Genomic DNA, 11,610 nt, shown 5'->3' on the forward strand with positions numbered 1-11,610 from the left:
ACCTCAAGAAGATGAGCATTGTGAATGATGACGAGCCCATCGCGCTGGGGTGCGTTGTGTTCGAGCCCATCGCCCCTGAGTGCACCCCCGTCGTCCCCCTCAACGTCGGATCGCTCGTGATTAAACGACGTGCTCATCCGCGTGACATCAGCGGGCGTCATGCTGGGACTCACACGGATCACTGATCCATGCTTCATCCCCGCCCAAAGTTCCCCCAGCGCATCTAACGATTCGTTGATCCGCACCGAATCGCCCGTGAGCAACAGCCACGATGGGTGGGCCTGCACCCATACCTGTAGTGCATCAATGGCATGTGCCAAAGAGTCAGGATGTGCCATGGTGTCACTCTCGTTACTGGTCGGGCTCATTACTGGTCGGGAAAATAGTTATTCACATACCTGATGAATCGTGCGCGTCAACCGCGCATCAACATCACCCGGCGCTTCGAATGCCTCGGTCGGTACGCGGTGTCGGAGGGCTGCGAGCGCCACCGCCCCAACATCTTCCCTGGTCACAGTGTCGTGACCGTGGAGCGCAGCTCGCGCACGTGCGGCACGGGTAATAACCAGCTCGCCACGATGCCCCACGCATCCCGTTTCAGTACAGACCTCAACCGCAGTGAGCACGGCATCTTCACTGAGCTCAATATCACGGACGCGGTCACGCGCCTGCTCAATAGACGTGGCCAGCTTCTGCTCTTCCTCCTGGGCGTCATCAAGAAAAGCCTCAGGGTCCGCGTCGAAAGCGAGCCGCTCGCGAACAATAGTCATGCGCTCCGTCGGGTCGGTAAGAGTATCCACGCGCAAGGCAAGACCGAATCGGTCCTGCAATTGCGGGCGCAAGTCACCCTCTTCAGGATTGCCCGACCCCACCAACACAAATCGCGCCGGGTGCGTGTGGCTAATGCCGTCGCGCTCCACGATGTTGATCCCGGACGCCGCGACATCGAGCAAGACGTCCACCAAGTGGTCATCGAGCAGATTAATTTCGTCGATATAGAGGAACCCATTGTTGGCGTCGGCCAATAGTCCCGGGCGGAACCGCGCCTCGCCAGTGGTTAATGCGGCGTCGATATCAAGCGATCCGATCAGGCGGTCTTCAGTCACGCCGAGGGGGACGTCGATAACCGGTGTGTTTCCGGACGAACCTTCACCATGCTGTGACAGCAATTGCCCTAACGCGCGGACCGTCGTCGTTTTCCCTGTTCCCCGGTCTCCGAAAGCCAGCACACCCCCGATGCCGGGATCGATGGCGCAGAGGATTAGTGCTTCTTTGAGCTCATCTTGTCCGTGGATGTGTGTAAACGGATACACGCGGTTCATTCGGTTACCTACGATTCGCGTTAGTGCCGGGCGGAAGACATCGGAGTAACACCTTCGACGGTCGCATCCAGGCTATCTGAAATATCTTCCAACTGGTCAAGCACATCATCGCCCGCCTCCCACAGACCACGGTCCGCGGCCTCAAGCAGACGCTCCGTCATTGAGAGAACGGCCGCAGGATTGTGCTCGGCTAACCGATCGCGCATGTCGTCGTCGGTAATAAATGTGGACGCAGTTCGGTCAAAAACCCAATTATCGACGACGCGGGCCGTCGCCTGCATACCGAACGTGTTCTCAAAACGGGAGCGGATGTTTGCCACACCCTGATAACCGTGCTTGAGCTGCGCTTCATACCAGGCCGGGTTGAGCAGACGCGTCCGCGACTCCAACCTCATCGCATCATCCAGCGACTCAACATTGGTCTCATGCTGCCACGCGTGAGAAACCTTCGCAGACGGGCGCACACCCGAAACCGTCTCGACGACGCTCGACACACCGCCCAGGAACTCGAAATAATGGTCGACGCCGGCCAGCGAAATCTCCGTCGAATCCACATTCTGGAATGTGGCGGAAACGCGAGACAGACTTGACTCCAAGAGAGCCCGGTTCTCCTTGCCCTTAACGTGCTTGCCCCACGCGTGGCCCATGCGATGCAGATACACTTCGGCCAAATCGGAATTGTCATCCCACTCTGAGGACTGCACGAGCTTGTTGACGCCGGTCCCATAATTGCCCGGCGCGGTCGCATAAATGCGGGTCGCGGCCGAATCCAGGTCCAGGCCAAGCTCTTCCGCCTGTTGCATGGCGTGGGCGCGGACGGGGTTGTCCTCTGGTTCTTCGGGTAGCGACGCGATGGCGTGGATGGCGTCGTCAAGGAGCTCCATGGGGCCCGCAAGAAGATCTCGGCCGACGCCCGACATGGTGCAGACGACGTCGACGCGAGGGCGGTCCAGCTCCTCGAGGGGGATGATCCGGTATCGGCTCACCCGTCCCCGCTCATCGGTGAGGGGTTCTGCGCCGATCAGGTGAAATGCTTGCGCGATGCCCTCGCCGTTTGTTTTGACGTTGTCCATTCCCCAGATCACCATGGCGATGGATTCGGGGTAGTGGCCTTCTTCCTGCCGTAATTGTTCGACGAGTGCGTCGGCGGTGGCGGCGCCGCGCCGGGCCGCGGTGGGGGTGGGCATGGTGGCTGGGTCGGCGCCATGCGTGTTCCGGCCGGTGGGGAGGGATTCGGGGCGTGACGCGGGTTCTCCGCCGGGCGCGGGTGGGATGTAGGCCCCGGATAGTGCGGCGAGGAGTCCGTCGGTTTCCTGTGAGGACGTTAATAGGGAGTGGAGCCGACGGAGGTGACGGAACCACGACGTTGGGGTTGCGTTTGCGGACTCGGAGCCGTTTGCGGGCTCCGCATCACTATCGAGTGCCCTCGCCACGAGCGAAGTGAATCGCGTGAAGTCGTCGTGGACGACGGCGTCGACGGCCTCCGTGATGTGCTCTTCGTCCAGGTGATCAGCAAGTGGATCGGACGTCGCCAACGGATAAGTGCAGGCAAGGCTCAGTATCCGCGCGGTTTTGTCCTGGCTGAGAGGTTCGCCGAGTGTGTGGAGACCTTCTGGAATAGGGGTACGGCGGATCCTCTCTGCGGTAGCGGAAACGCCATTGACCCATTCGTGCCAGGGATTGTGTGAGCCGTCGTCCTCGTCCGCATCATCGCTGTTGGGCGGTGGACAGTCGGTCAGATCAGCTTCGGCGGCCAGCGTCACCAATTCCGAACAGGTGTCAGCATTCAGCTTCACCGAGCCATCCTTTGCCGACGTCAACAGCCGGAACGCTTCCTCGGCTGCAGCGGCCAGGGCACCGTGGAGACCAGCGTCGATAAGTTGAGGAGTGAGGTAGCTGACCAAACCGGCGAAGGATCGACGCTTCGCGATCGTGCCCTCAGCGGGGTTGCTCATCGCGTACAGGTACGAGTGCGGGACGCTGCCGGTGAGGAGCAGCGGCCAGTCGTCCCTGATCAGGCCGGTGGAGCGCCCCGGCATGAATTCCAATGCCCCGTGGGTACCCCAGTGGAGCATGACGTCGTGGCTGAATTGGTGTTCGAGCCAGAGGTAATAGGCGGCGAAAGAGTGGGAGGGGGAGGCCTCGGGCGCCATGAGGACGTTGAGGGGGTCGGCAACATCGCCGAAGTCCGGTTGGACGCCGATGAACACATTGCCAAGGCGCACGCCGCGGATGAAGAGCTCGCGGCCGTCTGTGTCGATCATTCCGGGAGTCCGCGTCCATAGCCGATCGATCCGTCTGACCTGCGACGACGTTAACGCCTCGTTGTACTCCGTCGCGTGCCATGTTGCTGCGACATGACACGTGCTGCGGTTACCCGCGTCGGAATCAAAAAGACTATCGACGAGGGCCTCCGGAGAATTGGGAATCTCGACGGTATAGCCCTCCGCGCGGAGGTGGTGGAGGAAGTTCCACAGCGAGCGGAATACATCGAGGTGCGCGGCGGTACCGATTGTTCCGTCGGCATCGTGGCCAAAAATGGTTATGGAGAGTTTTCGCTGTTCTGCGGGCAGGCGGCGGAGTGCCACGGTTCTGATGGTGCGGTTCACCACGAGTGCGCACATGTAGGGGTCGGGGAGCATCCGCTCGACGGCGAGTCGCTGGTCAACGGGACGATCGGGGTCGTCGGTCTCAACGGCCGGGATGCCGCGCCCGCCGATCACCCACGGAGCCAGCCCTGATTCGAATTCAGGAATAGCGATATTCATAGACACCTGGCCCGCTGTCAGGCCAGGCAGATCCGACGTTTGCCACCGGTCCAAAGCCATCCGCAAGAGGGGGACCGGGGTGATCATGGGAACGCCTGTCTCCGTGAGGAATTCGACGCCATTATCGACACGGGGGTTCGCGTGCGTTCCCGCAAGCGTGAAACCGGTGAGGTTCATCCACGCGTCCACGGCCGGTGGAGGTTCGACGCCATCGGGCACGTCGGTGGGATCCCCCGCCCACACGATGGCTGTAGCGCCACTGGCCTCAACGAGTTTCGCGATATACGAGACCGCGAGCGTGTCGTGGCTGGCAACCTGGAATGGGCTGGCGGCAATTCCAATGCGTACGCCTGACGGAGCATGAACGATCTGGGGGCGGTCATCTCCATCGGCCGAAGTTTCCCCACCCGTCGGATTCACGGCATATCCGCAGGCCCGCAAAAGGTCGTCGTCGTCAAGAGAAATGATGCCGTGTGGGCGCGACTGTGCGAGAGAACCAGGATCGGGAACCCCGGCTAAAACTGTTTGGACCAGACGGATGGCGTGGCACATCCCCTCAGGCGTGAGTTGCCGGAGCGCTTCCCGCAGACGCGCTGTGATTCCTGGCCGTGGTGAGGTTGCTCGGTCAACGATGGGGTCGGCACAAGGCACGGATGCGGAGACCACGAATGCGCGCTCAGACTTGTGCGCTTCCTCGATGGCCGTATCAAGGGCCGCCCCCAGAGCGTCAATATCCTCCGGCGTCATCGGACCTTGTACAAACACAGCATCGGCAGCGGCCAGTTCGGCATCAAGATCGTCCGCGGTTGCGAGCGTCCCAGCATCGAAAGGCCGGTGACGTAAATCAACCGGTTCAGCACCACCAGCATCGCCAGCACCAGCCCCAGCGGTCTCGTCGTCGGGAGTCGCGGTGTCTGCGGCATACTTTTCGCGGAATTCGTCCCATGCGGAGTGCATAGTGAGCGCAATGGACCCACCGAATCCGAGAAAAAGAATGCGCATGACAGTGTCCTAACAAGAAGTTGGCGTGACAACGAACCGAGAACGAACCAAGGCTGTACCACCACACAGCATAGGAAAGATGAAAGGGATGGGGGGAGGTGGTAGCCTGAGCACGATTCGCACGTTCGGGTGCCCCATTGTGTGACCGGTGGAGATGCCGCGTCACGCTCGCTCATCGCCCTTGACCTACGGTGAGCTTTTCTACCCCAGGAGATTTTGCTCAGTGAGCCATCCAGAGTTTCGCAATGTTGCCATTGTCGCCCACGTTGACCATGGCAAAACCACACTTGTTGATGCCATGCTTCAGCAGTCAGGCGTGTTCGGCGATCATGACGAGGTCGTCGACCGGGTCATGGACTCGGGGGATTTGGAGAAGGAAAAGGGTATTACCATCCTCGCCAAGAATACGGCTATCCATCGCAAGGGGATGGGCAAAGATGGCACCGATTTGATCATCAACGTCATCGACACCCCTGGCCACGCTGACTTCGGCGGTGAGGTTGAGCGCGGACTGTCCATGGTTGACGGTGTTGTCCTCCTTATCGACGCTTCCGAGGGGCCGCTTCCTCAGACGCGTTTCGTGTTGGGCAAGGCGCTGGAAGCGAAGATGCCCGTCATCATCGTCGTCAATAAAACTGACCGTCCCGACGCTCGTATCGACGAGGTTGTCGACGAAGCCCAGGACCTTTTGCTCGAACTGGCCGCGTCCTTGGACGACCCGGAGGCGCAGGAAGCCGCCGAAAAGAACCTGGAGCTGCCCGTTCTGTATGCGTCCGGTCGCGCTGGGAAGGCGTCCACGGAAAACCCCGGCAACGGAAATGTCCCGGAGGCCGAGGATCTGCAGGACCTTTTCAACGTGCTGTACGACGTGTTGCCGGAGCCCTCTGCTGAGATCGACGCCCCCTTGCAAGCGCACGTCACCAACTTGGACTCCTCCTCGTTCCTGGGACGTATCGGCCTCGTTCGCGTGTTCCGCGGCATCCTGAAGAAGGGCCAGCAGGTCGCCTGGATTCACCACGATAGCGACGGAAACCCGCACACCAAGACCGCGAAAATTTCGGAACTTTTGCGCCAGGACGGCGTGAAGCGCGTCCCCACTGACCAGGTCATCGCCGGCGACATCGGAGCCGTCGCTGGTATCGACGAAATCATGATTGGCGACACCCTCGCGGATCCAGAGCACCCCGAAGCAATGCCGCCGATCACCGTCGACGAGCCGGCGATCTCGATGACCATCGGTGTGAACACCTCGCCCTTGGCCGGTCGCGGCGGCGGCGACAAACTCACCGCTCGGCTGGTGAAGTCCCGTCTGGAGCAAGAACTCATCGGTAACGTTTCGTTGAAAGTCTTGCCGACCGAGCGCCCAGATGCGTGGGAGGTTCAGGGCCGCGGCGAAATGGCATTATCCGTGCTGGTCGAAACCATGCGCCGCGAAGGCTTCGAGCTGACCGTCGGCAAACCACAAGTCGTGACCCGCACTATCGACGGCACGCTGCATGAGCCCTTCGAACACCTCGTTATCGACGTCCCGTCGGAGCGCCAAGGTGCTGTTACGCAGCTCATGGCCTCTCGTAAGGGCACGATGCTGTCCATGGACAACGGTGCCGGCGGATGGATTCGCATGGAGTACTCCGTGCCTGCTCGTGGGCTCATCGGATTCCGGACCACGTTCATGACGGAAACCCGGGGTACGGGTATCGCGAACTCCTACAGTGACGGGTACAAGCCGTGGGCCGGCGACATTAAAGACCGGGCGTCGGGATCTTTGGTTGCTGACCGCGCCGGGCAGATCACCGCCTACGCCTTGCAGCAGCTGGCGGACCGAGGTCAGTTCTTCGTCGAACCGGGTGTTGAGGCCTATGAAGGCATGGTTGTTGGCGCGAATAACCGCGAAGAAGACATGGACGTCAACATCACCAAGGAAAAGAAGCTGACCAACATGCGTTCCGCGACGGCGGAAACGACGGTCACGCTGGCCAAAGCGCATACTCTTTCTTTGGACGAGGCCATGGAATTCTGTGGTGGCGACGAATGCGTCGAGGTCACACCGAAGAACATCCGTGTGCGTAAAGTGATCTTGGACGCCAAAGAACGAGGACGCGCTGCTGCGCACGCTAAGCAGAAAGCGAAGCAGGGTAAGAAATAACGACGGTGGCCTTGATGGCCGCGATGGACAATGAACACAACGCGTAAACGACATCGACCCACTATGCGGGTGCGCTTCCATGCTCACCCGCGTGGTGTGACGTCCACTGCCGTGAGGGCGGTCGTGGCCACGGGCGTTGCTGTGGGGGTTGCGTCCACATCGTTACTGGCTGGGTGTAGCGCGCGCCCCGGGTCAGCGCCCGTCGTCAATTCCGGTGACGGGAATAAAAACAATGCCGACACCGTGTCCCAGCAGTCGGAAAAAATTACGTTTGCGGTCAGTGATGTCAGCCCGGGGTTTAATCCGCATTTGGTTTCCGACGACACCCCGTTGGTCGATCACATGGCCTCACTGGTGCTGCCCAGCCCATTCGTCGAAAAGGATGACGGTGAGCTGGAGCTGAACCAGGATTTGCTTGATTCTGCGGACGTGGTGGAAGGCAGTGGGACAGCATCCTCAGCATCGACGCCGTCATCAGAGTCGGCGGCGCCTTCTGGGGTAGCGTCGTCTCAGCCGTTTACGGTGCGCTATACCATCGCGTCGGATGCGCAGTGGTCGGACGGTACTCCGATCACGGGTGCTGATTTTGAGTATTTGTGGAAGCAAATGATCTCGCAGCCTGGGGTTGAAGATCCGGCGGGGTACGAAGCGATCAGCAGCGTGACCTCGACGGAGAGTGGCCACCAAGTAGACGTCCATTTTGATCGTCCGTACGTGGCATGGCGGTCGCTGTTCACCAATCTGCTGCCCAGCCACCTGTATCGCTCATCCAGTAACTTCCAAACGATGTTGAGGGACTCGGTTCCCGTCTCGGGCAACCGGTTCTCGGTGGAGTCGATTGATAGCGGCCGTGGCATTGTGACATTGGTCCGCAATGACCGCTATTGGGGAAGCAACCTCGCGAAGACGGACAAGATCGTTCTCCAGGCCCAGGACAATGCTGCTGAGGCCGCGGAGATGTTGCGCAATGGTCAGGTCCAAGGGGCTGCGTTGCGTCCGAAAGCAACCACGCAGCTGTCGCTGGATTCGGTGCCACATTCCGTGGTGCAGCTGTCGCCGAAAAACCGGTACCTCATGTTGTCGCTGAACACGGCTGCCCCGCACATGGATGATGTGGGGGAGCGTGCGCGGATACTCAGCAGCGTGGATAGGGATACTGTTGCGCGCATTGCGGGGGAGCGGATGGAAGTGAGCGCGCCGCATGATGAGGCCACGATTTCGGGCACGTCTGTTCCCGGTTCGGAGTCCGCATTTCCATCGTTGTCTAGGCCCTTCCGGATCGCCGTTGATCAGTCGGATGACGCTGCGGTGACTGCGGCGCGCACGGTGGCGGATCAGCTCACTCAGGCCGGTTTTCCTGCGAAAGCGCTTGTGATGCCGGCGCTGGACATCGTCGAATCTATTCTCCCTCTCGGACTTGCCGACGCGACCGTCGCGTGGCAGTCGGGCGATACCACCGCATCCGCGTTGGCCAGCCACTACGGGTGTACGTCGGCTGATCGCCCGTCGAAAGAGATGGATTCCGATAAGAGTTCGGAGTTGATGGAGCCGGAGAGTTCAACACCGTCATCGCCATCGTCTGAACCACAACCGACGTCGGACAGCGCTGCACCTAGTGCTGCGGATAACGGGGATGCGCGCAAGTCCATGGAGAAAAAGTACGCCCGAGCAGCCAATATGTCGGGGTTGTGTGATCCTGAGATCGATACCCAGGTGAGGGAAGCCGCCGAGGGGTTCGCCGATGTCAATGACACGAAGCAGAAGGTTATTGAGAAGGTGAATTCTCAGGCCGTCAGCCTTGCTCTCCTTCAGGACACCGAAGTATTCGCGACGACGCCGGCCCTGGAAGCTCCTCGTTTGCCGCTGAAGTCAGGCGAGCTCCCGACGACGGAACGTGGCGGAATCTTTGTCACTGCGCCTCTGTGGACGCGGAACGAGGACTACTCGGTGCTCCAGCCTGGCAGCAGTCCGACTACCGACAACAAAGGCGATACGGACGCCGAGAAGAAGAACGACAACGATAAAGCGGACGACAAAACAGACGACGCCAAGGACGACAAGGAGGATGCCTCCAGTAATGAGTGATTTGCGTGGCCTCCGAGTGATGGCCGTTCATGCCCACCCCGACGACGAAGCTCTGTGGACCGGTGGTTTATTAGCGCACCTGTCCCGCCGCGGTGCTGATGTTCGCGTGGTCACGTGCACGTTGGGGGAGCAAGGTGAGGTCATTGGGGAGCCGATGCAGGGCCTCATTGCTGATGAAGCCGATATGCTTGGCGGCTTTCGTTATCGGGAGCTTGAGGATTCGCTCCGGATCCTGGGCGTGAATGGTGTTCACCATCGCCCCTGTGTGCTGGGCGGTGTGGGCCGCTGGCGAGACTCGGGGATGGTGGGAACGCCGTCGGCGGATCACCCGCGCGCATTCGTGAAGTCGGGGCAGCAGGCTGTTGATGCGCTCAAGGTCCTGATGACCGGGTTCTGCCCCGATATCGTGGTCACTTATGGGCCTGATGGTGGTTACGGGCATCCCGATCATATCCGTGCTCATGAGATCACTCATGCGGCTGTTGCGGAGCTCTCCCATACGTCCGCGCCTGAATTAGGTGGCGATGATGAGGATCTGTTTTCTGCCGTGCTGGCACGCCGTCACGGTGGTCGTGAAAACTCTTCGGACCACGGCATTCCGGATCCCGTTGTTCTTTGGGCAGTTCGCGGCGAAACAGCTCTTAAACAGGCGGGTCGCGCGATCTCCCGTATTCCCGATGGATGGGTTGCCCCCAGCGGGATGGAATTCAGTTTTGCCGACGGCGCCGCGAGGGCCGTCGACTCTGCGTCCCCGGAGAAAACCCCAGACACGATCACTGAGCCAGATCTTGCCTTCGTCCCCGATGATCTGGTGGACCTTGCCGTGCAGCTAAGTGACGCGGATATTGAGGCGCAAGCGGATGCGATGGCTGCTCACGCCACGCAATTGTGGATCGCCGATGGCCGGCAGAGCTGGACAAACCCCGAATCTGCGTGGGCGGTCAGCGATCCCACTGTGGCGCCGAAGGTATTCGCACTCTCCAACCGTATTGCTCAACCACTGATGAGAGAAGAACACTATGTGGTGGCGTACGGTGGAAGCGGCCCGTGGGCGAAAACCACACCGGCCCGCTACGCATATGATTCCTCAGTCGTGCGCGCACGAGGGCGGAGCGCGTTTTCATTAGATCAGACAGATGAGGGAGCAACACACGATACATCCGAGCAGTCTGGCCAGCGTCGATAAGCGGGGAAGAATCATGGAAAAACATTGGGGAGACCCCAACCATTCTCAGCCGCGTGAAGACGTGAGCAAGGGCGAGCGCATTGCAGGCATCACCTGGTTAACCGTCGGGTCCGTGCTGTCCTTCTTCTTAGAAATGGTGTACTTGGGCAGCCGGATTACCATCGGCGGCCACGTCTATCCGTTCCCCTACATGATTCTCATTGCAGCCGGCTTCAACTATGTCCTCGGGACGACGGCGCTGCTGTGGACGAAAAAGTTGGCGTGGGCCAGCATCCCTGGTGTGACCTGGATCGTGCTCTACTTCATCGCCGTCACGTGGCCGTCGCTGCCGGGAACACGGGGAACAACGTGGATCGTGCCCAACCTCGTCGGAATCCTGTTCATGATCGCCGGTGTTGCGGGTGCGGCGTGGCCGTTGATGAGGTCGGTGGTGTCGTCGATGGATCAAGTCAATCCACCTCCACCCACCACGACGACGGGTGGCAAACGTTCCAAGGAGAAAAATAACCCCACAAAGAAAAAGTAAATCGCCTGGTAGTGGCCATAAAACGCTGCCCTCACAGACGAAAAGTAGACAGATAGGTTCATTTTTTGTTTGACGCGTGGCATCATGGAACCGCTTGACGACATTGGGCGCACCCTGACCCCAGTTCGGACAACAAGAACAGGCATGGCAAGACCAGCCACAGCGCAGCGATCCGACGGTGACGACGTCGCAACGCTGCACAACAGGAAGACAACGGGAAGAAAAGGCGAAAGAGGAGGAGACTATGGCTTACACCATCGCGGAACCCTGCGTTGACGTGAAGGATAAGGCATGTGTTGAAGAATGCCCGGTTGACTGCATCTACGAGGGCGTTCGCAGTCTATACATCCACCCCGACGAATGTGTCGATTGTGGGGCATGCGAACCGGTGTGCCCCGTGGAGGCGATCTTCTACGAGGACGACGTCCCCGATGAGTGGATCGATTATAACGACGCGAACGCCGCGTTCTTTGACGATCTCGGATCGCCGGGTGGTGCTGCCCGGCTGGGGCCACAGGATTTCGACGCGCCCCTCGTCGCAGAACTCCCGCCGCAAGCCTAGGATTTCACTCGGG

At 60.2% G+C, this 11,610-nt stretch carries 7 protein-coding genes and 1 pseudogene; 5 read left to right on the forward strand and 3 right to left on the reverse strand.

Translation table 11 applies throughout. The features are described from left to right. The 3 genes from Q3981_RS04675 to bchH all read right to left on the reverse strand — a co-directional run. On the reverse strand, window positions 1–338 hold a 338-nt coding region (locus Q3981_RS04675), incomplete at its 3' end, for a hypothetical protein (RefSeq protein ID WP_303124304.1). 48 nt (window positions 339–386) lie between these two features. Further along, a complete protein-coding gene (locus tag Q3981_RS04680) occupies window positions 387–1,322 on the reverse strand; it encodes an ATP-binding protein (RefSeq protein ID WP_303124305.1) in 936 nt (311 codons plus the stop codon). A gap of 20 nt (window positions 1,323–1,342) precedes the next feature. Beyond that, a complete protein-coding gene (gene bchH, locus Q3981_RS04685) occupies window positions 1,343–5,092 on the reverse strand; it encodes a magnesium chelatase subunit H (protein ID WP_303124306.1) in 3,750 nt (1,249 codons plus the stop codon). A gap of 223 nt (window positions 5,093–5,315) precedes the next feature. Here bchH and typA point away from each other — a divergent pair, with 223 nt between their 5' ends. The 5 genes and pseudogenes from typA (at window position 5,316) to fdxA (ending at window position 11,597) form a co-directional block, all read left to right on the forward strand. Beyond that, on the forward strand, window positions 5,316–7,238 hold the full coding sequence (gene typA / locus Q3981_RS04690) for a translational GTPase TypA (protein WP_303124307.1): 1,923 nt from the start codon (window positions 5,316–5,318) through the stop codon (window positions 7,236–7,238). A gap of 69 nt (window positions 7,239–7,307) precedes the next feature. Then, entirely contained in the window at window positions 7,308–9,323 is a 2,016-nt protein-coding gene (locus tag Q3981_RS04695) for an ABC transporter family substrate-binding protein (protein ID WP_303124308.1), read from the forward strand. Next, window positions 9,316–9,804: pseudogene (locus tag Q3981_RS04700) on the forward strand (PIG-L family deacetylase); the annotation flags it as partial. The gene Q3981_RS04695 and the pseudogene Q3981_RS04700, both read left to right, overlap by 8 nt. Window positions 9,805–10,522: 718 nt before the next feature. Then, on the forward strand, window positions 10,523–11,035 hold the full coding sequence (locus tag Q3981_RS04705; protein WP_303124309.1) for a hypothetical protein: 513 nt from the start codon (window positions 10,523–10,525) through the stop codon (window positions 11,033–11,035). A gap of 244 nt (window positions 11,036–11,279) precedes the next feature. Beyond that, the gene (gene fdxA, locus Q3981_RS04710) at window positions 11,280–11,597 is read left to right on the forward strand and encodes a ferredoxin (RefSeq protein WP_204088261.1); all 318 of its coding nucleotides are present in this window, start codon (window positions 11,280–11,282) and stop codon (window positions 11,595–11,597) included. The last annotated feature ends 13 nt before the right edge of the window (window positions 11,598–11,610 follow it).

The organism is Corynebacterium sp., from assembly GCF_030530965.1.
Taxonomy (GTDB): Bacteria; Actinomycetota; Actinomycetes; order Mycobacteriales; family Mycobacteriaceae; genus Corynebacterium.

Coding starts and splice junctions, on each gene's coding strand:
- Q3981_RS04680 (WP_303124305.1), bottom strand. CDS start 1,322: ATGAACCGCGTGTATCCGTTTACACACATCCACGGACAAGATGAGCTC.
- bchH (WP_303124306.1), bottom strand. CDS start 5,092: ATGCGCATTCTTTTTCTCGGATTCGGTGGGTCCATTGCGCTCACTATG.
- Q3981_RS04705 (WP_303124309.1), top strand. CDS start 10,523: ATGGAAAAACATTGGGGAGACCCCAACCATTCTCAGCCGCGTGAAGAC.
- fdxA (WP_204088261.1), top strand. CDS start 11,280: ATGGCTTACACCATCGCGGAACCCTGCGTTGACGTGAAGGATAAGGCA.